The 23,416-nt window shown below is 44.3% G+C and carries 21 protein-coding genes and 1 riboswitch; of the genes, 5 read left to right on the forward strand and 16 right to left on the reverse strand.

The annotated features are described in order from the left end of the window. Nucleotides 1–120: 120 nt before the first annotated feature. Entirely contained in the window at nucleotides 121–474 is a 354-nt protein-coding gene (locus ACED41_RS14600; RefSeq protein ID WP_017068634.1) for a hypothetical protein, read from the reverse strand. 323 nt (nucleotides 475–797) lie between these two features. Then, nucleotides 798–887, forward strand: a riboswitch (cyclic di-GMP riboswitch). Between the two features lie 72 nt (nucleotides 888–959). Here ACED41_RS14600 and gbpA point away from each other — a divergent pair. Continuing rightward, a complete protein-coding gene (gbpA, locus tag ACED41_RS14605) occupies nucleotides 960–2,426 on the forward strand; it encodes an N-acetylglucosamine-binding protein GbpA (RefSeq protein ID WP_371725189.1) in 1,467 nt (488 codons plus the stop codon). Nucleotides 2,427–2,537: 111 nt separating this feature from the next. Here the strand turns inward: gbpA and cyoE are convergent, their stop codons facing one another. The 4 genes from cyoE to ACED41_RS14625 form a co-directional block, all read right to left on the reverse strand. Further along, nucleotides 2,538–3,512: a heme o synthase gene (cyoE, locus tag ACED41_RS14610; protein ID WP_017064833.1), complete on the reverse strand. Its 975-nt coding sequence runs from the start codon at nucleotides 3,510–3,512 to the stop codon at nucleotides 2,538–2,540. Next, on the reverse strand, nucleotides 3,502–4,557 hold the full coding sequence (locus ACED41_RS14615) for a heme A synthase (RefSeq protein WP_371725190.1): 1,056 nt from the start codon (nucleotides 4,555–4,557) through the stop codon (nucleotides 3,502–3,504). Before ACED41_RS14615 ends, cyoE begins: the two co-directional genes overlap by 11 nt. 116 nt (nucleotides 4,558–4,673) lie before the next feature. Continuing rightward, nucleotides 4,674–5,282, reverse strand: a complete 609-nt coding sequence (locus ACED41_RS14620; RefSeq protein ID WP_017061753.1) for a hypothetical protein — start codon at nucleotides 5,280–5,282, stop codon at nucleotides 4,674–4,676. Continuing rightward, complete coding sequence (locus ACED41_RS14625) at nucleotides 5,275–6,222, reverse strand: SURF1 family protein (RefSeq protein WP_371725191.1); 948 nt, start codon at nucleotides 6,220–6,222, stop codon at nucleotides 5,275–5,277. The genes ACED41_RS14620 and ACED41_RS14625 overlap by 8 nt, the downstream gene beginning before the upstream one ends. Between ACED41_RS14625 and ACED41_RS14630 the strand changes: the two genes are divergently transcribed. Then, nucleotides 6,110–6,340 carry a DUF2909 family protein gene (locus tag ACED41_RS14630; RefSeq protein ID WP_371725192.1) on the forward strand — a complete coding sequence of 77 codons (231 nt, stop codon included), beginning with the start codon at nucleotides 6,110–6,112 and terminating at the stop codon, nucleotides 6,338–6,340. The two genes, ACED41_RS14625 and ACED41_RS14630, sit on opposite strands and share 113 nt — an antisense overlap. A 19-nt stretch (nucleotides 6,341–6,359) precedes the next feature. On the opposite strand, the gene ACED41_RS14635 is transcribed toward ACED41_RS14630, so the two are convergent. Genes ACED41_RS14635 through coxB form a run of 4 tightly spaced genes read right to left on the reverse strand, consistent with a single transcriptional unit; the run spans nucleotide 6,360 to nucleotide 10,784 of the window. Further along, a complete protein-coding gene (locus ACED41_RS14635; RefSeq protein WP_009845661.1) occupies nucleotides 6,360–7,244 on the reverse strand; it encodes a cytochrome c oxidase subunit 3 in 885 nt (294 codons plus the stop codon). Nucleotides 7,245–7,282: 38 nt separating this feature from the next. Continuing rightward, nucleotides 7,283–7,912: a cytochrome c oxidase assembly protein gene (locus tag ACED41_RS14640; protein WP_017064839.1), complete on the reverse strand. Its 630-nt coding sequence runs from the start codon at nucleotides 7,910–7,912 to the stop codon at nucleotides 7,283–7,285. A gap of 11 nt (nucleotides 7,913–7,923) precedes the next feature. Further along, nucleotides 7,924–9,585, reverse strand: a complete 1,662-nt coding sequence (gene ctaD / locus ACED41_RS14645) for a cytochrome c oxidase subunit I (RefSeq protein WP_371725193.1) — start codon at nucleotides 9,583–9,585, stop codon at nucleotides 7,924–7,926. Beyond that, entirely contained in the window at nucleotides 9,582–10,784 is a 1,203-nt protein-coding gene (gene coxB, locus ACED41_RS14650; protein ID WP_371725194.1) for a cytochrome c oxidase subunit II, read from the reverse strand. Before coxB ends, ctaD begins: the two co-directional genes overlap by 4 nt. Before the next feature lie 454 nt (nucleotides 10,785–11,238). On the opposite strand from coxB, the gene ACED41_RS14655 reads away from it, so the two are divergent. Further along, nucleotides 11,239–12,945: a phospho-sugar mutase gene (locus ACED41_RS14655; protein WP_104216245.1), complete on the forward strand. Its 1,707-nt coding sequence runs from the start codon at nucleotides 11,239–11,241 to the stop codon at nucleotides 12,943–12,945. Nucleotides 12,946–13,052: 107 nt separating this feature from the next. Here ACED41_RS14655 and ACED41_RS14660 read toward each other — a convergent pair whose 3' ends face one another. The 4 genes from ACED41_RS14660 to yegD form a co-directional block, all read right to left on the reverse strand. Continuing rightward, complete coding sequence (locus tag ACED41_RS14660; RefSeq protein WP_017068640.1) at nucleotides 13,053–13,685, reverse strand: LysE family translocator; 633 nt, start codon at nucleotides 13,683–13,685, stop codon at nucleotides 13,053–13,055. A gap of 150 nt (nucleotides 13,686–13,835) precedes the next feature. Beyond that, nucleotides 13,836–14,468: a fumarylacetoacetate hydrolase family protein gene (locus tag ACED41_RS14665; RefSeq protein ID WP_371725195.1), complete on the reverse strand. Its 633-nt coding sequence runs from the start codon at nucleotides 14,466–14,468 to the stop codon at nucleotides 13,836–13,838. 348 nt (nucleotides 14,469–14,816) lie between these two features. After that, on the reverse strand, nucleotides 14,817–15,875 hold the full coding sequence (locus ACED41_RS14670; RefSeq protein WP_371725196.1) for a porin: 1,059 nt from the start codon (nucleotides 15,873–15,875) through the stop codon (nucleotides 14,817–14,819). A 491-nt stretch (nucleotides 15,876–16,366) separates the two neighbouring features. Further along, nucleotides 16,367–17,719: a molecular chaperone gene (gene yegD / locus ACED41_RS14675; RefSeq protein ID WP_017064846.1), complete on the reverse strand. Its 1,353-nt coding sequence runs from the start codon at nucleotides 17,717–17,719 to the stop codon at nucleotides 16,367–16,369. 160 nt (nucleotides 17,720–17,879) lie between these two features. On the opposite strand from yegD, the gene ACED41_RS14680 reads away from it, so the two are divergent. Beyond that, nucleotides 17,880–18,188, forward strand: a complete 309-nt coding sequence (locus tag ACED41_RS14680) for a DUF1289 domain-containing protein (RefSeq protein WP_080582242.1) — start codon at nucleotides 17,880–17,882, stop codon at nucleotides 18,186–18,188. A gap of 134 nt (nucleotides 18,189–18,322) precedes the next feature. Here the strand turns inward: ACED41_RS14680 and ACED41_RS14685 are convergent, their stop codons facing one another. Then, nucleotides 18,323–18,673 (reverse strand): HopJ type III effector protein, encoded by a 351-nt coding sequence (locus tag ACED41_RS14685; protein WP_017061764.1) that lies wholly within the window; start codon nucleotides 18,671–18,673, stop codon nucleotides 18,323–18,325. Between the two features lie 194 nt (nucleotides 18,674–18,867). Between ACED41_RS14685 and ACED41_RS14690 the strand changes: the two genes are divergently transcribed. Then, entirely contained in the window at nucleotides 18,868–19,527 is a 660-nt protein-coding gene (locus ACED41_RS14690; protein ID WP_017066093.1) for a PilZ domain-containing protein, read from the forward strand. 59 nt (nucleotides 19,528–19,586) lie between these two features. On the opposite strand, the gene luxQ is transcribed toward ACED41_RS14690, so the two are convergent. Next, nucleotides 19,587–22,160, reverse strand: coding sequence for a quorum-sensing autoinducer 2 sensor kinase/phosphatase LuxQ (luxQ, locus tag ACED41_RS14695; protein WP_029235262.1), 2,574 nt, complete (start codon nucleotides 22,158–22,160; stop codon nucleotides 19,587–19,589). Beyond that, nucleotides 22,160–23,254 (reverse strand): autoinducer 2-binding periplasmic protein LuxP, encoded by a 1,095-nt coding sequence (locus tag ACED41_RS14700; RefSeq protein WP_029235787.1) that lies wholly within the window; start codon nucleotides 23,252–23,254, stop codon nucleotides 22,160–22,162. Before ACED41_RS14700 ends, luxQ begins: the two co-directional genes overlap by 1 nt. Nucleotides 23,255–23,416: the final 162 nt, after the last annotated feature.

The following is a 23,416-nucleotide window of genomic DNA, read 5'->3' on the forward strand; positions in this document are numbered from 1 at the left end:
CATTACGTTAGACGGAATTTACGCTGAGCTTAGTGCTTAAGGTTCTGTCTATGAGTATGACATACCCTATGTGAAAAGGTTGTAGAAAAAGGGGGTTAAAAATCAGAGCTAACTCTAAAATTAATCATGTTGAACAGTGTGTGCGTACTCTACAATTACCTGATTTCCTTCAATATAAGCATTTTGGATCTCACCATCAACACTCATTCTACTTTTCAGGTAGACCACTTTAGGCCCCGATTCATTGACCTCTTTTAGCGAGGGGAATACATTCCTTGGTTCCAAATGAAGTAAACGACAAAAATGACTAATGAAAGACATGGTTAATGGCGTCTCCCCTCTTAGCACTCTTGAGAAATCAAGCTGGTTCATGCCTAGCTTTTTTGAAAACTCCATCTGCGTAATTCGCATTCTCGATTTTTGTGACATCCACGTTTGATACAACGCGTCTCTGTCTAGTTCTGTGAATTCCATACCGGCTCCTTTATATAATTCATACCAATCAATTGTCCGGTTTTTCATACATGGCGTGTCAGGGTTCGGTTAGTGGAAACCAAAGGTTTGGTTTTGATATGTGCACAATTGTTGTACAGAGCGAAGCGAAACAACCCAAAGTCATTCACTAAAACGATTAGAGCAATTGCTTTCTTTATTTATATCAATAATTTATACGTTAACGAACTAAACATATAGCAAGTTAATTTGTATCAAGAATTAAAAGTTCGAGATTGGCATTCCACATTTCAATCGATTGATTCGCATTTATAAAACTGGTTGGCTACATTTCGATTGCTCAAACGCACTTCTGGCAAACTATTTGAAAGAATAGGACGCAAAGCCACCGGTCTGTCGACAAATATTCTGTCTATGATAGCGGGGTCGCCACTTAATAGAATTTAAGTGTAAATGCATGCCGGGGTGTTCTCTTTTTTGTCGGCCAAATACAGTAAGGACAAATAATGAAACAACTCCAAAAAAAATCACTCATCGCGCTATCGCTTCTTAGCGTAAGCGGTGCAAGCTTCGGTCACGGTTATGTCTCGGCATACAACAATGGCGTAGCTGAGAGCCGTGTTGCCCTATGTAAGTTCCCTGCGAGTGATACGCAAGAGAAAAACACCAACTGTGGTGGTATCCAATACGAACCACAAAGTGTAGAAGGCCCTGAAGGCTTCCCAGAAGTTGGCCCTGCTGATGGGAAAATCGCCAGTGCGCAATCTTCTTTAGCAGCAGCACTAGACGAACAAAAGGCAGACCGCTGGGTTAAACGCCCTATCAAGTCTGGTTCTCAATACTTCGAGTGGACATTCACAGCTAACCACAAGACTCGCGATTGGAAATATTACATTACTCAACCCGACTGGAATCCAAACCAGCCGTTGGCTCGCAGCTCTTTTGACTTAACGCCATTCTGTGTTGTTGAAGGCAATATGGAACAGCCACCGATGCAAGTCAGTCACTTGTGTAATGTGCCAGAGCGTGAAGGTTATCAAGTGATCCTTGCGGTATGGGATGTGGGTGATACTGCAATGGCTTTCTACAACGTTATCGATGTGAAGTTTGATGGCGACGGCCCTATCATCCCGGATTGGGATCAAGGCGGTCAAATCAACCCAACACAAGACCTGAATGTTGGTGATGCTGTTTATACTCGCGTATTCGACCAATCCGGTGAGAACGCTTCATACAGCACTGAGCTTGTGATTGAAAGTACTGAGCAAGGCAAAGCCAATAACTGGTCTTACGCTCTTTCTTCTAAAATCAATCAAGAGCAGACGCAAATCAAAGCAGGTCAATTGAACGACCAAGGCGATTTTGCGCCAGTATACGGCACGAACCCTGTTTATCTAAAAGCAGGTTCTGGCTTTAACAGTGTGGAAATCGGCTACAAGATTGACACTCCAGAACCCGAGCTTGAGCTAGAAGTAACAGGCTTAGAATCAGAGTACATTATCGATGAGAGCCAACCTACTCAGCTTGACCTTACGCTAGCGGCAACAGGCGATATTCAAGCTGAGCTTACCGTGTACAACCATCACCGTGAAGCACTTGCCTCTCAGAAATCGGACCTAACAGACGGACAAGTTGAAGATATTCAACTGACTCTTTCTAAGTCTGAAGCTGGTCACCACATGCTTGTGGTTGTGACGAAAGATGACCAAGGTAACTTAGTGGATCAGAACACGCTTGATTTCCACCTAATGGACGAGCAAACACCGCCACCAGCAGGCGACTACGACTTCGTGTTCCCAGAAAGCATTGAGTCTTACACAGCAGGAACAAAGGTTCTAAGCAGCGATGGTGGCGTTTATCAGTGTAAAGAGTTCCCATACTCTGGCTACTGTGTTCAATGGGCTCCAACAGCAACTCAGTACGAACCAGGTGTCGGTTCACACTGGCAAAGTGCTTGGAACAAAGTGGACTAAGTACTCGCTAGATACTTACTTTGTATTGGGTGAGTTTTAGTCATCAACCAAACAAAAACGGATGCCCAAAGCATCCGTTTTCTTATTCTGTAACAGCTGAAGCATCAGTTATCAAAGTAGATAGTGGTCCGCCAACAGAGCGACAAACAAGATCATGAGATGATAGATGGAGAACTTAAAGGTCTTCATCGCCATATTAGGTTCGTCACGATATTTAAGTACCCAAGCGTGATAAACAAACCCGCCGTTGAGCACCAATGAAGCGCTCAAATATATCCAGCTACTCATGCCGACCAATACCGGCAATATACATACGATGCTTAGCAGCAAGGTATAGAGCAAAATAGAAGTCTTGGTGTATTCGATTCCGTGGGTCACAGGCAGCATGGGGATATTCACTTTGGCATACTCATCACGACGATGAATTGCCAACGCCCAGAAATGAGGAGGTGTCCAAATAAAGATGATCATCACCAACAACCAAGCATTTGAATGCAGTTCGTTGGTAACCGCCGTCCAGCCCAGTAACGGAGGCATTGCACCAGCGATCCCTGCTATCACAATGTTTTGCGGCGTTGCTCGCTTCAAGTACATGGTATAGATGACCGCATAGCCCAATAAACTTGCAAAGGTTAGCCAAGCCGTGAGTTGATTGACCCACACCACTAACGTAGCGAACCCAAATAAGCCGATACCTGCTGCAAAGCTAAACACACGCACACTACTCAGCTCACCGGATGGTAAAGGGCGTCGATTTGTTCGAGTCATCTGGCCGTCGATCTTTTTATCGATCAAATGGTTAAACGCAGCCGCTGAACCTGCCATTAACCCTATCCCAATCATTCCGAACAAAGTTTGTTGCAAAGGCAATCCATTCGGCACGGCCAAACACATCCCAACCAATGCTGTCAGCAACATCAAAGCCACCACTTTAGGCTTAGTCAGCGTTAAATAAACTTTCCAAGTGGCTTTGTTTTTTTCAGCCTTTTCGTTACTTAAAGTTATGTCATTATTGGCTGTTATCTTATGAGTTAAGGCTGCGTCTTGAGCCACCACTTCATACTGTGTTGACGTTCTACTGACCATGATTACCTCCTTGCAATACACTGTTCTTCACCACGCTCTCACTCGGTTTGCGTTGCCACACCACAAAATTGGTTACAACCATGCTGATGAGCAACATTGCTGCGACTAGGTTATGCAAAACCGCAACTGAGATTGGCAGGTGAAACCATACATTACTGATCCCAAGGCTGATTTGAGTAAACAACACTATTGCGACAATCATGCTCAGCTTTTGGTGAGGCACTTGACCAAACTTCCATAACTGGTACACGACCATCAGCACCGTTAATGTCGCCACAATAGCCCCGAACCTGTGCATGACATGTATGGTAAGCCTCGCGGGATACTCCAACACACCAAACTCATAGTTATCGTGTCCGTGTTGAGCAAAATCGAACGCATTTTTGAAATCGAGGTAGCTCATCCAGTTACCTTCACAAATAGGCAATTGGGTACACACCAAAGCGGCATAGTTTGACGATGTCCAACCACCAAGCAGTATCTGCCCAACCACAATGAGTAACCCAAACAACGCCCAAAATTTAAGTGTTGGAGAATAAGAAGCCTCGCCAAAACGGCTTTGGAATTGAGACAAACGGCAGTAGAGCAGACACAACAGTGACAGCAACGTGAAGCCCCCCATCAAATGCGCCATAACCACAACGGGCATCAACTTAAGAGTCACCGTCCACATTCCAAGCAAAGCCTGAAAAATCACAGTGGCAGAGATAAGTAATGGAAGACCAACTGGTGTGATGTTCTTTTTAATACACCAAGCTACAACGACAAAGATAAGCAACCCTAATGTTCCTGCAAAGTAGCGATGGATCATCTCTACCCACGCTTTGTCTGCTTCAAGAGATCGCTCTGGAAATTGCAGATTGGCTTGACTCACCGCTTGGGCATCAGACGGAACGGTAATCTTTCCATAGCACCCAGGCCAGTCAGGACAGCCAAGGCCAGCATCAGACAAACGGGTATAAGCACCGAGCACAATCACGGTAAGGGCTAACAAGATAGTTAATCTCATCATGTGCATGAGTAAATCAGGGGCTTTATTCTGCATCGTTTATCTCCCTATACTTATTCCCTTTTCACTAACAACACTCAGCATTAACGCAATCTGCTAAAGCTCATTAACTCAAGCTCATCAACTCAAGCTTATCAACTTAAGCTGATTAACTACCCAACTCGTGACAGCTTAAGTAGCTTTCTTAAATCATGAATCATACCTTTGGATTGCCCGACTAACTGCGACGGTTCCGACACGCTTTTGTACTCCATAACCAACTGTCCTAGCGGGTCAATAATGACAATGGAAGCCGGCGAAAACTCGGTGCTTAACTGATCACCACCAGCTAACAAAGATAAATCAGGCTTGTTGAGCGAACCCGACAACGAGTTACCTTCTGAGACGAAAACAACGGCGGTCACTCGCTCTTTGTTTTTCCCTAACGCTAAGTAGCTTTGATTCAAATAATGAAGCTGTTGTTCACACAAGCTTTCGCACTCCATCGGTGCGATATACCCCACAACCCAACCCTCTCCTGCCATGGGTACCGTTACGCCAAAATCCGCTAGTGTAATTCTTGGTTCTACCAATTCGCCTGAGTTAGTGACACCTGACGTATACCAATTCTGATCCAACACAGTTTTGGCGATAATGGCTGGCAAAGCGAAAATTAAAACGAGTCCGATTAATACCAAGCGTCCTTTAGTACGACGGCTTCTGAGCTCAGCCATGTTTGCCTCGGTAATTTCCCTGTTCACTTGTGCTTGAGATTTATCCATCCTTATTCCTCGTGATAGGTGTTGCTTTTAGGTACCGATAGCCAATCAACAACATCAAAAACAAAAGTACCGCAGCCATAACAAACCATTGAAATGAGTAACCAAAATGCTTCTCAGACCTCATCGCCGTTGGACGCCATAACATTTCATAGGGCCATGAATCTAAACTCTGAGGTTGGAAGACAAAGGGCAGCACTTCTTGTCCTGTATACTGTGATAACGCTGCTATGTTTAGGTTTTGGATTCTATTCGGTGTCGTATTTTCTAAACCCAACTCATGACTTAAAGGATTAATTGAGCGTGTATACAAGCGCCCTGACATTTTGGTTGGTACAGTGATACTTCCTAATTGCGGTAGTTCTCTTCTGTCATTACTTGCCGGAACAAACCCAAGATCGATCAACAACTGTTTTTCAGCCACTAAGGACTGGTTTCCATCTTCAAAGCGAACCTCACCCAACATGTAAATCACATACCCTACCGTTCCTTGGCTTATCTGGTTGTCTAACAAGAGCATCAAGCCGCTCGTATTGACTAATTCAACATCAGCCTTTAACCCGTTTAGGGTTTGAGGATTTAATGACTCTTGACCAGATAAATCCAGCTCTCGCAACTCAGAAATAACGACACCTAAAGGTTGTGACGAGAGATGTGCTCTCTCAGCTAATTGCTGTTCATAACGTAATTTCTCGTTACCACGATCGAGTTGCCACAAACCTAACTTGATTAAAGCGCCGACTGAAACCACAGTTAAAACAACCGCTATCCAAAAACCTTTACTGCGGAACTTGTGTTCATCATCAATCAATCGGTTTGGAGTTATCACTATGGCGTCATCTACCTTTGTTCTGTTATTTAAAGTCGTCTTGGTCGCTTTGCTGTTTTTTATCGCTTTCAATTTGATGAAAGGCCTAATCCAAATCACCTCGGGCAAACACAATGGAAAAAGGCTCAGTCACTTCTTGGGGCGTCGTGTCATGTGGTCAGCCGTTGTCGTGCTACTTTTATTACTTGCTCTGGGATCAGGAGTGATAACTCCCAACCCTCGCCCCTATTAATCCCCTATAGGCTCAATCGTTAAAGTACATAAACAAACACAAACAGGCCCAACCAAACCACATCAACAAAGTGCCAATACCAACTGCCCGCTTGGAACGCAAAGTGGTCTTTCGGAGTGAAGTGGTCTTTCGCAACCCTTGCCAGCAACACAATCAAAAAGATCGTCCCTAAACAGACATGTAAGCCATGAAACCCAGTAAGCAAAAAGAAGGTATTACCGTAGATGCCAGACTGAAGTGTCAGCCCCATCTCTTGATAAGCGTGAAGATACTCTTCAACTTGGAAGAACAGGAAGAAGCCAGCCAGAACAATGGTTATCTCCAACCACACGATCAAAGCCATACGCTTATTTTGTTCAAGACTGATATGTGCCATGTGCAGCGTCACAGAGGAAAGCAGCAGAATAATGGTGTTCTTAAGCGGGATACCTTGCCAAGGCATGGCTTGTGTCGTTACGCCATCAGGGGTCGTCGTTAGTGGCCAAATTGATTGGAACATCGGCCACAATACTTCATGGGTCATTTCATTATTGCCCGCACCACCAATCCAAGGCACAGAAATCATTCGAGCATAGAAAAGCGCGCCAAAGAAAGCGCCAAAGAACATGATTTCGGAAAAGATGAACCAACTCATTCCTTGTCTAAAAGAACGAGAAATCTGCTCAGAATAGAGACCACTCAATGATTCTGTGATCACATTGCTAAACCAACCTGCGAGCATGTAAAGCAGCACAGCAAACCCGACTAACAACACCGCTTTGCCAAACACACCACCTGCGGCGTCGGTACCCATGTTTTGCACCGTCAAGCCAGCGCCAACCGCGACCAAAAACAGTGCTACAGCACCCACCAATGGCCAGTGGCTTTGATGTGGAACGAAATAAACTTCCTTTTTAGAACTCATCGCTCAACTCCTTATGTTGATACTGGTTCTGTAAATTCCTAGTTACTTGCGAGTACGTTAGGCTCAGATTTATTGGCCGCAGCACCCACCTCATTCGTGATATTGAATAATGTGTAAGAGAGCGTCAGCGTATGTATCGATTCTGGAATATCTGGCTCAATGTAAAATATCAAACCCATTTCTGCGCTCTTGTGCCCGTCCAATGGCTGCTGATTAAAGCAAAAGCATTCCATCTTATTGAAGTAGGTTGCCCCCATACCTGGAGAAACCGACGGTACGGCTTGGCCAACCAATGAGGCTCCAGAAAGGTTTTTGGCAATGTAGTTAGTTTGAACCACCTCACCAGGATGAACCTCTAACACTCGAACTTCAGGCGAAAACTGCCATGGCATATCTGGCTTGATGTGGGACATGAATTCGACTCGAACCGTACGAGAGTAGTCTGGCTGCATTCCCTGAGGTTGCACCGCTGAAACAGTATTAGTTTTGCCATTGATGCCTAAGGCCTCACACATGACATCGTAGAGCGGCACCAAAGCGAAACCGAAGCAAAACATCGCAACCACGCTCAACACCAAGTAGCCCGTCAGCTTTTTGGTCGATCGCTTATTAGACAGGCGCTTAGGTTGTTTTTTATCTTGATTGGGATCGCTTTGCTTATCACTCATGGTTCTGCCCTCTAATCCACTTTCGGCGGATGGGTAAAGGTGTGGTGAGGCGCAGGGCTTGGTACTGTCCATTCAAGACCTTCAGCTCTATCCCAAGGCTTACTTGGCGCAGGCTCTCCCCCTCTTACGCACTTAATCGCTAGCCATAAGAAAATTAGCTGAGACAACCCAAACGCAAAACCACCAATCGACACGACTTGGTTAACGTCAGCAAACTGAATCGCATAATCAGGAATACGACGCGGCATACCCGCTAACCCTAAAAAGTGCATCGGGAAAAACAGTACATTAACTGAAATCACCGACGTCCAGAAATGCCACAGGCTGAGCTTGTGGTCGTACATATGTCCGGTCCACTTAGGCAGCCAATAATAGGCAGCAGCCATAATCGAGAACACGGCACCGGTTACCAGAACATAATGGAAGTGAGCCACAACAAAATAAGTATCGTGGTATTGGAAATCAGCTGGCACGATAGCGAGCATCAATCCAGATAACCCGCCAATCGTAAACAAAACAATGAAGGCAATCGCAAACAGCATTGGTGTTTCAAAGGTCAAAGCACCGCGCCACATGGTCGCCACCCAGTTGAAGACTTTCACACCGGTCGGCACCGCTATCAACATGGTGCAATACATGAAGAACAGTTCGGCAAATACTGGCATACCCGTGGTGAACATGTGGTGTGCCCAAACCAAAAATGACAACAGTGCGATACTACAGGTCGCATAAACCATCGAGTGATAACCAAACAGGCGCTTACCACTGAATGCAGGGATGATGGCTGAGACAATACCAAAAGACGGCAAGATCATGATGTACACTTCGGGGTGCCCAAAGAACCAGAATATGTGCTGGAACATGACGGGATCACCACCACCAGCGGCATCAAAGAAACTAGTCCCAAAATATTTGTCAGTCAGTACCATGGTCACCGCACCCGCGAGCACGGGCATCACGGCTATCAGCAAGAAAGCGGTAATTAACCAAGTCCATACGAACATCGGTAGCTTGAACCAAGTCATGCCCGGTGCGCGCATGTTCACTATGGTTACGATGACGTTAATCGCCCCCATGATCGAACTGATCCCCATAATATGAACTGAGAATACGAATAGCGCGGTACTGTCTGGGCCATAAGTTGTCGAGAGTGGCGCGTAGAAGGTCCAACCAAAGCTCGGGCCGCCACCCTCTGTAAACAAAGATCCGATTAAGATTAGAAACGCAAAAGGCAAGATCCAGAAACTGAAGTTGTTCATTCTCGGCAGCGCCATATCTGGTGCACCGATCATCATCGGAATCATCCAGTTAGCCAAACCCGTAAATGCAGGCATTACGGCACCGAATACCATGATTAAACCATGGACTGTAGTCATCTGATTGAAGAAATCTGGCTCAACGAGTTGCAAACCCGGTTGGAACAGCTCCGCACGGATCACCATCGCCATTGCGCCGCCCGTTAAGAACATTGCAAAGCTGAACCACAAATAAAGTGTACCAATGTCTTTATGATTGGTTGAATACAGCCAACGAGCCCAGCCTTTAGGTGCCGCATGTGAATCGTGATCATCAACAGGCAAATCATTATTGCCCAAGGTGCCTTCCGCAGAATGGCTCAGTACTTGATCTTCTGCTGGAGCCGATTTCACCGGCTTATTGATTGGTGAACTCATAACTGATCCTTAGCATCATTTTGTGCATCATCCGTTGAGCTTTCAGAACTGCCTTCTTGCTTCGCCTTATAAGCGTTGATATCTGAGGCCTGAACAATATCGCCGGTATCATTACCCCAAGCGTTTCGTTGATAAGTTACTACCGCTGCGACCTCTTTCTCGGTTAACTGATTATCGAATGCTTGCATCGCCGTACCGCCACGACCATAAACAATTGTGTCGATATGAACATCCACATCACCAAGGGCAATAGGACTTCCTTTGATGGCAGGGAATGCTCCAGGAATGCCCTCACCGTTTGCTTGGTGACAAACCGCACATCGAGTTTTGTAAACCTCTTCACCGATGGTATTCAACTCCGCCAAGGAAAGTGACGCACCTAATGCATCTTTTGCGGCTTGTTGTTCGGCTATCGCTAACTCTTTCTGCTCCGCTAGCCATGCGTCAAACTCATCTTCTTCCATGGCATGCACCACGATCGGCATGAAACCATGGGCACGACCACACAACTCTGCACACTGCCCTCGGTAAACACCAGGCTCATCTATCTTAGTCCAAGCCTCATTAATAAAGCCCGGAATGGTATCTTTCTTAACGGCGAATGCTGGCACCCACCATGAGTGAATCACATCATCGGAAGTCATCAAGAAACGGACTTTACGGTCAACAGGCAGTACCAGCGGCTTATCAACTTCTAGCAGGTAATGCGCGCCTTTCACTTCGAGGCCTTCAATCTCTTTGTCACTGGTCGCTAGAAGGCTGTAAAACTCGACGTCTTCACCAAAATAGCTGTAATGCCATTTCCATTGTGACCCGGTGATTTTAACGGTCAGATCTGACTGGGAGGTATCTTCCATCGCTATTAAGGTTTTGGTGGCGGGTATCGCCATAGCGATGAGAATGATGATAGGGATGATGGTCCAAAGAATTTCGACTTTCGTGCTTTCGTGAAAATGGGCAGCAACTGCGCCCTTCGATTTCCTGTGCCTCAAAATCGAATAAAACATCACACCAAAAACAACAAAGGCAATCGCACAACAGATGTAGAAAATCAGCATATGAAGTTCATACACCTTACCACTGATCTCAGTGACGCCTTGAGTCATGTTGTAATCACTGCTAGCGTGCACTAAAGGCGATACTAAAAGCACAACAAAACTCTTCAAAAGCCACGCTAGCCTAACCAGTAATCTTTTCAAAAGATCTCTCCTTGTCCTTCCTAATTGGATACTTGCGACCTAAATGTCGTTGCGAACTGGACAACATTCATTGTTATTCCGGCTACACATGAAAAGGCTGAATCTCAATCTACAACTCACATGGAACTAGCCTGTGAGCAGGCTACTGACCTCATATAAACCCAAGAACTAATACGGTTCAAAAGCGTTGGAGGTTTCCATGAAAGATTCAAAAACGGCGAATTTGTTAAATTTTGTTATATTTATGTAAAAGGCTAGTTAGTGATATCCAATTATTCAAGGTAAGTTTACTTACTAAACAGTCAATTATTTGAAGTGGCTTAATCTACGTGCCCTCTTGCCGTTGGAATTTATTTTATATCGAGTTTTACGATTGCTTTCATGGAAATGAGAATTAATATCACTTAAATTAAATCAACGGTAAGTCATACAGACATTAATAGGTTTAGTGATTATGCAAGATGCAATGAATTGGTTAGCGAGAGACCCAGATCCAAGAACTCGTGAAGAACTTCAACACCTCATCGATGAGGGAATGCACGACGAACTTGAAGACCGCTTTACTCAACGATTAGAGTTCGGAACGGCAGGACTTAGAGGCAAAGTTGGATGCGGCCCAAATCGAATGAACCGTTTAGTCATACAGGAAACAGCAACCGGGCTCGGCCACTACTTAATCGAACATGTCGCTAATGCGACCATTCGCGGTGTGGTCGTCGGTTATGACGGCCGTTTAGATTCAAAGCAGTTCGCGATTGATACCGCTTCCGTACTCACGGCTTTAGGCATTAAGGTTTATCTAACCTCGAACGTCGCGGCGACCCCTATCGTTGCCTTTGGTATTGAGCACTTCAACGCCGCAGCTGCCGTTGTGGTGACGGCCAGCCACAACCCACCGGAATACAATGGTTTCAAAGTGTACTGGGAGAATGGCGCTCAAATCATTCCTCCTCACGATGCGGGTATTGCCGCTGAAATCGATATCGCATCGACCAAGCCGCTCCCTTTAATGAGCCTAAGTGACGCTGAGACGCAAGGTAAGTTGGTGTGGTTAACTGAAGGCTATTATCAAACGTACCGCGCTGCGATCAATCAGAGCCCATACGTGAGTGACGAGATCGAATCGGCGAACACCACCATCACCTATACCGCAATGCATGGTGTCGGCGCACAAATGGCCGAGGATCTACTTCACGATTCTGGTTTCCATAAGGTGTTCAGCGTCGCCGAGCAAAGAGAGCCCGATGGTAACTTCCCGACCGTCAACTTCCCGAATCCGGAAGAAAAAGGCGCGATGGATCTGGTGGTTAACTTAGCAAAAAGTGTCGATGCCGACATTGCTTGTGCCAACGATCCAGATGCAGACCGATTTGCGGTTGCAGTGAGAACAGATGATGGCTCATACAAAATGCTAACAGGTGACCAAGTCGGCGTGCTATTCGCTCATTATCTACTCTCAAAGCCACATACCAAAAACCAATTAGTTGGTAACAGTATCGTATCTTCAACATTGCTTGAAAAAGTAGCTCAATCCCACGGGGCGACTTATTTCCAAACGCTGACAGGTTTTAAATGGTTAGCGAATATTGGCATGCAATTGGAAAATGATCAGAACGACTTCTTGTTCGCCTATGAAGAAGCATTAGGCTACACAATTGGTACTCAAGTACGAGACAAAGATGGGCTGTCTGCTATTGTCGTGTTTGCTCAATTGGTTGAGGAGTTAAAATCTCAAGGTCGAACAGTTTGGGATCTTCTCGCTCAAATTTCATTTGAACATGGGGTTCATACCAACGCTCAGCGAAGTATTGCACTAGACCCAGATTCACCATCGATTGGTTCTAAGCTCCGCTCGGCACAGCCTAAAGCAATCAACGGTGTCGCTATCTCTGTAATTGAAGATTTGCAGTCTTCTTTACGCTTCGTCATTGGAGGCAATACTGAAGCCATTAACCTGCCTGCAAGTGACGTACTCATCTATCATCTCGAAGATGGTTCACGCATTATCGTAAGACCTTCCGGTACTGAGCCAAAAGTTAAGATCTACTATGAGACGGTGACAAAATTTGAAGGGACAGAAACCTACGAAGACACTCGCCTGCGCGGTGAGAAGTACATGGAGAAACTGATTGAACAACACCAACAAGAGTTGAATTCATAGCGATTTAGCGCGTTCAACATGTAACGGTTAAATATAAAAAATGGACGCTCGTAGCGTCCATTTTTGTCTCAGCGGCTAACCACGAGAAGATGTCTGATTTGATTCGTCTACGAAGTAAAGAAAGAAGACAACATCCAGATAGCTAACACGATGAAAACTCCGCCCATGACTTTCTGTTGATAGGTACGAAACTTCGCGTTTTCTACGAGAGATTTACCAATCGTACCCACTAACGCCACCAGCAAAAAGTTAAACGTTAAGCCGAGAACATTCAGTAATAAACCCAGAACAAGCATCTGCTGACCGGAAGTCGCTTCAATATTCGTCGACACAAACTGAGGCAGAAACATCACAAAGAAAACCAACGCTTTAGGGTTAAGCAGGTTACTAATCAATGCTCTTTGATAGTAGGCTTTTGCTGCAAAGTTATCGCTTAACTCAGGCGCGTTACCCTGCTCTGTTCGCAGGCAGTCCCATCCCATCTTCAACAAGTACGCGCCGCCTAACAAATGTAGAGCTTTAAGCGCTATTGGGCTCATTGCGATCAACGCTGATACACCCATAGCCGCTAATACTGTCAGAATGATTCCAGAAGTCGCATTACCTAGGCTTGCAAACACGCCGACCTTACGGCCATAGCTCATGCTTGAACTCGCAATCAGTAACATATCAGGGCCAGGTAAAAGAAGAAGTGCAACAACGGCAGTCAGGTAGACAGGTAAAATGGTTAAGTCGATCATGAGGGTCAGCATTAATAAAAACGGAGGCGGATTTTATATCAATTACCAACACCCTTCCAGATGCAATCAGTTGTTCGACGTTTATTTAATCGAATTAAAAACCAACATTAAGCGACAAAGCCAATTTATTAACTAAATAGAAAAGACTAATTAACTTGCTACCCATTCGATCTCAATCAATGTCGTATCGCCACACTTTAGGCGACCAAGGAAGATATCACCTCGATGCACCTCACCAACACCTTTTGGCGTACCTGTCATCACAACATCGCCGTCTAGTAAGGTGGTATAAGAAGACAGCTCTTCTAGGATAGTTTTTGGAGAGTAAAGCATCTGCTCAACATGTCCTTTCTGAACACGAACACAGTTAATAAACAACTCTAGGTTTAAGTCTGCAAGGTCTAAGTTATCAATTGGAACAAAGCGACTAAATACGGCTGAGCCATCAAAAGCTTTGGCGCGTTCCCAAGGTAAGCCATTCGCTTTTAAGCTACTTTGCAACTCACGCTTGGTGAGGTCTAACCCTAAGCCCACGGCTGAGTATTGGCCATTTTCAACGATAAAGCAGATTTCAGCTTCATAGTGCAGTGCTTCTTGATGAAACGAAGAAAGAGAGGAAGTCACGCTGGTGCTTGGTTTATTAAACACCACCATAGAGTCAGGAATCGCATTGTTAAGTTCTTCAATGTGATCGACATAGTTACGCCCAACACACAGTACTTTTGTTGGGGTTGCTGTTCGTTTCGACTTCATCAATTGTTTCTGATCTACAACGCTGCTCATAGTTTATCCCTGAACTATTTTTAGAGAGCAGAGTTTAGCGCATCATAAAATGAGAGTCTTCGACAAGATGGTTACCAATATCTAAATTCTGATCTTTAGCTCAATTCATTGATTTGAATGCTTTTAGGTAAATATCGGTGTATACCTCGACCGACCCAGCAGGAATAGAGTCATCGGCTTACATAAATTAGAGAAAATGAAACTAAAGTAGGCAGTTAAATTTGAAGAGCATTAAAACGAAAGAAGCCCTCTCAAACCAAAGGCTTGAGAGGGCTTAGCATGGTGTCTAGGACAGTATCCTAAAAGGTAAACTTAAGGAGTAAACACTATGCTAAATAAGTCTGCGACTTATAGGTAGTAACGAGCACCAAGTAGCCACTGGTCATCAGCTTTTTCTTTGTACACGCCAGAACCTTGTAGGTCGAACTGGTAACCAGCAAAGCCTACGAACTGAGATGTGAAGTTGTATTCAGCTTGTAGAGCTGAAGTGCTGTATACAGTTTCGCTGTTCTTGTCGTCTTCTACCGCTTCGTAGTTAACGCTTAAGTTCAGACTGTTAGAAAGTGCGTAAGAAGCAAGTAATTCAACTGCAACTGTCTCTTCTAAAGCAACACCAGCGCTTGAGTTCATGTAGTTATTCATAGCATAAACACCAGCTAAGAATAGACCTTCAGAACCGTAAGAACCGTAAGTAGCACTCACTACGTTAGAATCAGCAGTTTTAGAACCACCGCCAATGTTACCAAATGTAACGTCACCAGTGTTGTATGCGTAGTTTGCTGTGAAATCAGCAATTGCGTAGTTCAATGCAATTTGAGCACGGTTACCGTATTTGTTTGTGTTTGTATCTGAAACTTTATCAGTCTTGCGGCCTTGCCATGCAACACCTACGTTTAGAGAACCAGCGTTACCAAAATCGATAGCATTGCCGTAACTCACCATCTCTTCAGCACGACCAGTACCTAGATTACCGTGATCGTCGTAGATGAAGTCATTCGCAAATGCGATTGGCATATCTGCTACACCAGCAACGTTGTAGTAAGGTGCCCATTGAGTACCTACTGCTGCACGGCCATAATCGTCGTGAGAAAGGCCAACGTAACCAAGACGAGTTGTGAATGACTGATCACCACCGTCTAGCATGTTTAGCGCCCATTCACCTTTAGCATCAGCAGTAAAGCCGTTACCAAGTTCATGAGTTGCACCGAAGTTGATACGTGGAGAAACAGTTTCTACACCGATGTCGTCGCTGTTAAGGCGGTCATCGCTGTTTACATCACCAACTGCAACTGAAACGTGGCCGCCAACAGAGAATGTTGTGCCGTCTTCGTTGTAAAGTTCTACTGCAACTGCCTGTGTACCAAATACTGCACCAGAAATTGCTAGCGCTAAAAGTTTCTTATTCATTGTCATATCCATTATGTAACTGGGTGAGTTATTCACTAACAACCTCGTGCTTACGGAGAAGTTGTTACCTGCATTTAACAAGTAGGCAAACACTAATATACGAATGACAAAAAAGTTGCATTAAAATATATAAAATAAAAAAAATCGCACTATAAAAAACAAAAATACCTTTTAAAACAGTTGATTAACACGACAATTGCTGGGATCTCCTTTCATTCTTTGAGATAAATACTTTGATTATTTTTGATTTTATAATCACTAAAAAAGCATTAAAAATCTAAACCCAAGGTAACTCATCAGACCATCGAGAGGCTCGCCTTTGTCTTTGAAACATTTTGTAACACGTAGAGCTCAGCTGAAATATTTAGCTTTGTGAAACAAATCCCAATATGAGCTAGGAAAAATCGTTCAATAGAAAGTTCATTAGAGAAAAACAAAAAAAGGGCAACCAATCAGCGACTGGTTGCCCTTCATAACTCATCATTGAACTCTTATTTGAAGCAAACCTCAGCCCAACGAGCTAAACCTGCAGTTACTGAACCGAAGTAATTACCACTCACAATCGGTACATTCGGCACAGCTTGTTGTACGGCTTCACGAAGTATCGGTGAACGAGCGGAACCACCCGTCATGTAGATTACGTCTGGCTTTTTCTGGCCTTGTTGAATCGCTTCTTTAACCAACTCAATCATCTTAGACTTTGGTGTTTCAATCGCTTCAACCATCTGTTCGACTGAGATATCTACCTCGACCAGTTCAGAGGCAACATTAATCGCAGCACGATATTGAGGGGATTCTGCCAGCGCAATCTTGGCCTCTTCCGCTCTACGCACAATACCGTAACCCAAAGTGTCGTGATAAACCTTCATCAAACGTTCTAGCTTTTGAGGCTCTGACGCTTCTTTACGAAGTAATTTTAATGCCGCTAGGTTTTCTCTTGAATAGAAGTTCTTTTGAGCTTCAACATTATTAATCGCAATTGGGTTCCAGAATTGAGTCAGTGGCATATCAATACCCGAAATGCCTTTGCTGCCCATACCAAAAGGTGACATCAGTTGTTTGAATGCAAGATAGATATCGAGGTCATTCCCCCCTACCCTTTGCCCACTGTGTGCCAACAAGCTCTGGGTACGATCCGCTTTACCAGACCACGTTGGTCCCATTTCTAATAATGAGCAATCGGTGGTACCACCGCCAATATCAACAACCAATACTGTTTGGTTTTCAGTTAATGTGCTTTCGTAATCAAGGCCTGCGGCTACGGGCTCAAATTGAAAAGCGATATCAAGGAAACCGGCACGCTTAGCTGCGCGAGACAGTATGTCTTCAGCTTGTCTGTTCGCCTCTTCACCACCTCGACCGTGGAAGTTAATTGGTCGGCCGATAACAGCTTGCTTGATCTGCTCTTGAGTCGTGAGTTCGGCTTGATTCTTGATATTTGCCATCATGGCGCACACTAAATCTTCGAAAAAGCTCACCTGCACATCATGCAGTCCACTCGCGCCAAGGAAAGATTTAGGGGACTTAACATAATAAACATCGCGAGGGTCTTCTAAATATAAGTCCAACGCAGCCTGACCAAATGCCATGTCTTCTGGCACTAAGTCGATACTCTCTTCTCTGTTCAGCGCAATCGCACGTCGTAGTACTTGCTCACCGATCGCATCACTCGGCTTGATATTCAAGTGGCGGAATAGATGTTCAGAAACACTCTCACGAGTAGGCGCAAACACGGTTGAGGGAATATAGTGGTTGTTACCTTCTAGCGGTAACAGGCTTGGCTCTCCATTAACCATCGCCGCGACAGAACAGTTCGCTGTTCCATAATCAAATCCAATAAACATAATATCCCCCCACTCAACAAAAGGGGCGAGATGCTACATGAAAAGCCTAAAAATTACGAGGTCATTTCTAAATTTAACTGAGTAATTTCTTAGCTTAACGGCTCTTCAAGAAGAAACAAATATGCTACATTTCAGCCCAAATGAATCACAGGTTAGAGAAATGAAAACACCTTGCCGAGCGGCTTGTAAAAATAATGGCGGAATGTGTAGTGGCTGCTTTCGAACAATGGATGAAATTATAGGTTGGAAAGGCTTATCTGAAGAAGAGCAAACGTCGGTTATGGATAATCTTAGTGGCGCGAGTTCGACTCACCAATGTCCACAGTGTAATGAGCCAGCTCAATGCGATATCAGTGCGGGCAAAGAGACGTGTTGGTGTTTTGAGTTAGAAAAACGAGATACTAGCGATATTCCAAAGGCTGGAGTTTGTATGTGTCGTAAGTGCTTGTCTGCCCTGCCCGTTCAGTAGTTTAGAGCCCATTTAGTAAGTTACTGGATAGCAAGTTACTAGCCAGTTCAACATAGACAAAAAAAGCGAGAGGTTGTTTTCTCGCTTCAAAATACTGAGATTAAATTTCGACCTAATCGTTACCTGGTTAGTGTCTACTTCACTTTTGCAACCAGCGCAGGCTGAGAAAACTGGATACCATTCCAGCCATGAACCATAAAGTTACGAATATTTTGATGGTCGCTGTTCTCAGGAAAACCTAGCACGTCGTTACGATAAAATTGACCAAAACAAGCAAGTGTTTGCTCTGCTGATAGGCCTTGCTCTAAACCAAAAGCAAAAATCTTACACGAACCATTATTCTGCCCTGCAGCGTTCACTACCTCACCATTGCGAAATTCGCGCTCAGAAAAATCATAGTGAGCTTCGATCACTTGCATTGTATCTTCAAATTGCACGGCCTCTGGGGTTTCAGCCAGAGTATTCAATAAGGTTTCCAGTTCCATTTACTATTTCTCCATCAAGTATATATCTGTCAGCAGTGTATCTTGTTTTACGACAAGAGTAAGCCGTTGTTTACTTGAGATAGCGATTCACTTTTTTGTTGTACGCTGCTAATTACTTCAATGAAACTAATGACATAGTTTTATCAGGGCGTTATATTATTTTATCAAACGATTAACATTGTTCAGTAACGAATATGCATAAAGATAAAAACTTAGAACTGTTCAGATACCTAAAGCCAGGTACAAAAACAGCAGGTGTATTGGAATTTGGCCCAGACGACTCAATCCAGATCAGTACACTTTATATCGGACACAAAGAAGATCAGTACCTCATCCTAGAGCTTACGCAAAAAGCGACAGAAGCACTGACGCTGAGAAAGCTCACAAACGTTGATATTATTGTTCGTGCGATTACCGACACCGAACTTGGGCACATTGTCGCGTTCAAAACCAATGTACTGGCTCATATCACCTCTCCAGCACATCTAATCTTCCTTCGCCCACCCTCAAACTTTGCAACCAAGCCTATTCGTGAACACGAAAGGTATAAAGTACGTCTCAGCTGTGAAGTCACTTTTGATACCTTGTCGCTGGATGCCACACTAGTCGACTTTTCAGCGTCAGGGTGCGGTATCTATCTTACCCAGCAATCAGATATTGATGTCGGCTGGAAGATAAAAGTCAATTCTGACTTAAATGAGTACTTAGATGACGATCTTGTCTACAAGGTGGTAAGTAAGAAAAGGCAAAGACAAGGCTGGCTGCTAGGTATCCAATTCCCTGAACACCTAGATATGAGTGATGAGTTGAAAACGCTGCTATTGGAACAAGCCTTTGTCGCTGGCTCGATATAAAGGCAGAAAATTAGTTACTTCTCTTCAACAGACTCCATTAAAGAGCACTAAGTTAAAGCCTAGTGCTCTGTGTCATTCCAGTATGAGTTTTTGAAATGAACAAACGCTTGGTGGAGCGACTCTTCTTTAATCGGCTTTACAATCACGTAATTCGCCCCTGCGGCCATAAAGCTGTCTCTAGTTGACTCTTGAGCATCAGCGGTACACGCATAAATAGGGGCTGACACACCAATCTCACCTCTTAGCTGCTGAGTGGTTTCAACACCACCGAGATTAGGGAGTTGGTTATCCATCAAGATCAAGTCATAGGTAATCGTCTTAGCCATCTCAATCGCTTCTAAGCCATCTTTTACCCAGGTGACGACCATGCCATATTTCTTACAGAAAGCCTGAGCAATAAAGGCGTTGGTGTGATTGTCTTCCACCAGCAACACATTCAAAGGTCGACTAAACAACGCCTCTGGCTCAACCTCAGCTTGTTGCTTAGCATCGACTAATAGCGGCTTGGCGTGTACGACTACAGGAATTTCTATCGTGAACTCTGAGCCTTGACCTATCACGCTGCGGACTTGAATGTCCCCTTCCAGCATATCGACCAGATTTTTTACAATTGTAAGTCCTAAACCAGTGCCACCATATTCACGAGTGGTGGTCTCTTCGGCTTGAACAAAGGGTTCAAAAACAGCATCAATTTTGCTTTCATCAATACCAATGCCAGAATCTTTCACTCGAACGATCAAGCTGGCGTGATCGGAGTTAAAGATACTCTCGAGCTCAAAGCTGACGGAGATACCGCCTTGATGAGTGAATTTAAAAGCATTACTCAACAGATTAAACATGATCTGATTGAGGCGTACTTGGTCGGTATTGATTTCAATGTCATCAACCAAGTGATTCACAATGGTAAATTCGACGGATTTATCTTCACACAGCGGTCGATAGATGCTGTCTAAGGTATTAACTAACTCCCCTAAACGGAAGTCTTTCTTTTGAATATTAAACTGCCCTTGCTCAATCTTTGAGAAGTCCAAGATATCGTTAAGTACCGCCAGTAAATGTTCCGCACTATTACACAGTACATCCACCTGCTCGCGATTATCTTCATTGTGCATAGAGCGCTTGAGCAGCTGAGACACACCGAGAATACCGTTGAGCGGCGTGCGAATCTCATGACTCATCTTAGCTAAGAAGTCTGCTCGCACATTCGCAAGATGCTCAGCTTCTTCTCTTGCTCGATCAGCCTGTCTTTCCGCCTCGATTAGCTTAGTAATATCTTGCCCTTGTACCACCACTCCTGTGATGCCGTGTTCCACGCGAATAGCAGACATGTTCCAACGAAACACCTTTTCACCAATGGGTACGTTAATACCCGTCAGTTTAGAACCCTGAACCACCATTTGAATATTAGGCAGCATTCGCTGCTCAAACTCTTGGGCAATTGGACCATAATTGTCATCAGCATCGAACAACGCCATGCGAGCGGCGGGGTTCATCTGAATCAAATCGCCTTTTTCAGACCAAACTAAGATAGGCGAATGAGCAAAGTTAAAGAGATCTTGGAATTTTTGATTCTGTTCAGATAAGCGCTCAAAGGTGTCTTCAAGAGTACAACCAATATGATGAAATTCGAAAATGTTAGAGCCATCGAACTTGTTGTACTCTTCGCTAGCACTTGCCGAACGAGTAAAGTCCATTAGCTTATCAAGCTCGGCTGAGACTCTCTTTTGAATCCAAGTTCGAGCAAAAAAAGACATCAATATGATCACCACAATCACCACGATGATCGCACGCTGATAATTCTCTTCTAACGCAATGAAATTATTATTTTTTTGAACAGCTCGAATGATTAAAGGAGTTTCAACAGCACTAATCTTAATGGTTGCGATGGTAACGAAATGACGCGGCAACTGTTCGTACATTTGGTAATTGAGGATGTCAGTAATGGTGTAGCTTTCATCACCACTGAATGTCGATGTCACCGGTGTACCGTGCGCTTCAATCACGATATTTTCGCTATTACTGCCCTGTTGGATTGACTCAGCCAAAGAGAAGTTGTTGTCAAGCACAATGGCGATATAGAGTTGACCAAGGACTTCCCCAGTAGCGTTATCAACAATAGGGGTACGGCGAGCCAACAAGTGACGCTTACCTATATCTGTCCTCAGTTTAATAAAATGCCAATTACTGCTGAACGAAACCTCATCAGAAATATGCTTTAAGTTGGACTCATCCAAACCATAAAATTGACTGTTGCCGTCTTCCCAAGCCAAACCATCGTGGGTTGATACAAAGCGTAAATCTGGTGCATGATCCGGTTCACGTTGGTCAACACCAAAGAAAAAGTAGCTCAGAGTCTCGTCATTACCCGTATCAAAATACTCTCTGAGAGTTTCACTGTGTGAGCTACTGTCTTGATGGATTTGCAGCACCGACAAACGATAATCAAACATGTTTTGGATCAGGCTTGAGGTTTGCTGTACCGTTCGATTCGTCTCTTGCTGTACGATATTACTGCTGGTTTCATAATTATGAATAAGCACGCCAAGTGCCATCACGCCTATCACCAAAATAACGATACGCGTAATGAGTCTAGCTAAAGTGTTTCTAGGTGTACTGGCGTAACTTTTCTTCATTAGTGACCTGAGTACCTAAATGCTCGCTGTTTAAGTTCTGAAATACGTTCTGGGGAATCTTCCTTGGTGACAATTTCAAATTCACCAGAGTAAACGGTAGGCACTTCCAAACCAGCTAGATCCCACTTGATCGCCTCTGCCATTGCAATGCCTGTATCGTCGTTCATACGCATGACAGTAACATCTAGGTCGCCCCTTGCAATGGCTTCAAGTTCAGCAGAGCCGCCTCCCCAACCATTCACTAAGATGTCTTGGCCCGATTCACGAATCGCTTCCATTGCACCGAGAGCGACATCCGTTGAACATGCATAGATAAAGTCTAGATCCTTATCGTTCTCTATGCTGATTTTAGCCGCTTGGTAGCCACTGTCTTTGTTTGATTTTGTGTAAAACGAAGACTTAAGGGTAAAGTTGGTAACCGTATTCACTTCATGGATAAAAGTATCTCCACGCGCATCACTGATATAGCCTTGTGAGTAATACAAAACAGAATACTTACTGTCTGGCGGACTTACTTGTTTAAAATAGTCCGCCAGTTTTAAGCTGCCTGTCGCATGGTCAAAACCCACATACATAAATGGCTGTCTATCTGCCCAAGCTCGCACTGGCGTCGTGATATTTTGAAGAATCAGTTTGGTGTCTGTAGAGGTCAACACGTGCTCGATAAACTTGCGGTGGCGCGTGGTATCTAGCGTGAAAATCAAATAATCCGTCTTGTTTTCAATCGCTTCTTGCAACGAAATACTCTGCTGCGCGAGATCGGCATTAATACGGGTAAATACTTGATTTATTTGGTAGCGGATCTTCAGCCTATCGAGACGCTTCTCAAAAGCTTGAATATTACGAACCCAGTAATCCGAGATCTGTTGGCCCGGATACACCACGGAAATCGTAATTGGTTCGTCTTGGATTCTTCTCAGTGGCACAGGGTGATTTTGTACAGCCTCGACCATTTTATCGGTCAATGCTCTTTGTTCTGGAAAAGTGGAAAGATAATCTTGGTATTCCCAGTACCTATTGAGGACATGAGTACCATGGGAAAGAGCGGACGCAGAAAATACGGCAAGTCCAAACAACATCAGTAAACGTTTCATATTTTTCTCGTTTTATATGAGCTACTTTGGCTCATTTTTTAACCTAGCATGACACCATCTCTTTGTATGGCTAATGGATATTATGTAGGACAACGATGATAAATGATAGCGTCTAACACTAATTAGAACGACAGTCTAAATGAGCAATATGTTAATTTGGAA

This window comes from Vibrio sp. 1F255, from assembly GCF_041439145.1.
Taxonomy (GTDB): Bacteria; Pseudomonadota; Gammaproteobacteria; order Enterobacterales; family Vibrionaceae; genus Vibrio; species Vibrio crassostreae_C.

What these genes read in the sequence shown, in the direction of transcription:
- cyoE (WP_017064833.1), bottom strand. Translation starts at nt 3,512, where the DNA reads ATGGTCAGTAGAACGTCAACACAGTATGAAGTGGTGGCTCAAGACGCA.
- ctaD (WP_371725193.1), bottom strand. Translation starts at nt 9,585, where the DNA reads ATGAGTTCACCAATCAATAAGCCGGTGAAATCGGCTCCAGCAGAAGAT.
- ACED41_RS14600 (WP_017068634.1), bottom strand. Translation starts at nt 474, where the DNA reads ATGGAATTCACAGAACTAGACAGAGACGCGTTGTATCAAACGTGGATG.
- luxQ (WP_029235262.1), bottom strand. Translation starts at nt 22,160, where the DNA reads ATGAAGAAAAGTTACGCCAGTACACCTAGAAACACTTTAGCTAGACTC.
- gbpA (WP_371725189.1), top strand. Translation starts at nt 960, where the DNA reads ATGAAACAACTCCAAAAAAAATCACTCATCGCGCTATCGCTTCTTAGC.
- ACED41_RS14690 (WP_017066093.1), top strand. Translation starts at nt 18,868, where the DNA reads ATGCATAAAGATAAAAACTTAGAACTGTTCAGATACCTAAAGCCAGGT.
- ACED41_RS14620 (WP_017061753.1), bottom strand. Translation starts at nt 5,282, where the DNA reads ATGGATAAATCTCAAGCACAAGTGAACAGGGAAATTACCGAGGCAAAC.
- ACED41_RS14655 (WP_104216245.1), top strand. Translation starts at nt 11,239, where the DNA reads ATGCAAGATGCAATGAATTGGTTAGCGAGAGACCCAGATCCAAGAACT.
- ACED41_RS14630 (WP_371725192.1), top strand. Translation starts at nt 6,110, where the DNA reads ATGGCGTCATCTACCTTTGTTCTGTTATTTAAAGTCGTCTTGGTCGCT.
- ACED41_RS14615 (WP_371725190.1), bottom strand. Translation starts at nt 4,557, where the DNA reads ATGCAGAATAAAGCCCCTGATTTACTCATGCACATGATGAGATTAACT.
- ACED41_RS14700 (WP_029235787.1), bottom strand. Translation starts at nt 23,254, where the DNA reads ATGAAACGTTTACTGATGTTGTTTGGACTTGCCGTATTTTCTGCGTCC.
- ACED41_RS14670 (WP_371725196.1), bottom strand. Translation starts at nt 15,875, where the DNA reads ATGAATAAGAAACTTTTAGCGCTAGCAATTTCTGGTGCAGTATTTGGT.
- ACED41_RS14680 (WP_080582242.1), top strand. Translation starts at nt 17,880, where the DNA reads ATGAAAACACCTTGCCGAGCGGCTTGTAAAAATAATGGCGGAATGTGT.
- ACED41_RS14640 (WP_017064839.1), bottom strand. Translation starts at nt 7,912, where the DNA reads ATGAGTGATAAGCAAAGCGATCCCAATCAAGATAAAAAACAACCTAAG.
- ACED41_RS14660 (WP_017068640.1), bottom strand. Translation starts at nt 13,685, where the DNA reads ATGATCGACTTAACCATTTTACCTGTCTACCTGACTGCCGTTGTTGCA.
- ACED41_RS14685 (WP_017061764.1), bottom strand. Translation starts at nt 18,673, where the DNA reads ATGGAACTGGAAACCTTATTGAATACTCTGGCTGAAACCCCAGAGGCC.
- yegD (WP_017064846.1), bottom strand. Translation starts at nt 17,719, where the DNA reads ATGTTTATTGGATTTGATTATGGAACAGCGAACTGTTCTGTCGCGGCG.
- ACED41_RS14665 (WP_371725195.1), bottom strand. Translation starts at nt 14,468, where the DNA reads ATGAGCAGCGTTGTAGATCAGAAACAATTGATGAAGTCGAAACGAACA.
- ACED41_RS14635 (WP_009845661.1), bottom strand. Translation starts at nt 7,244, where the DNA reads ATGAGTTCTAAAAAGGAAGTTTATTTCGTTCCACATCAAAGCCACTGG.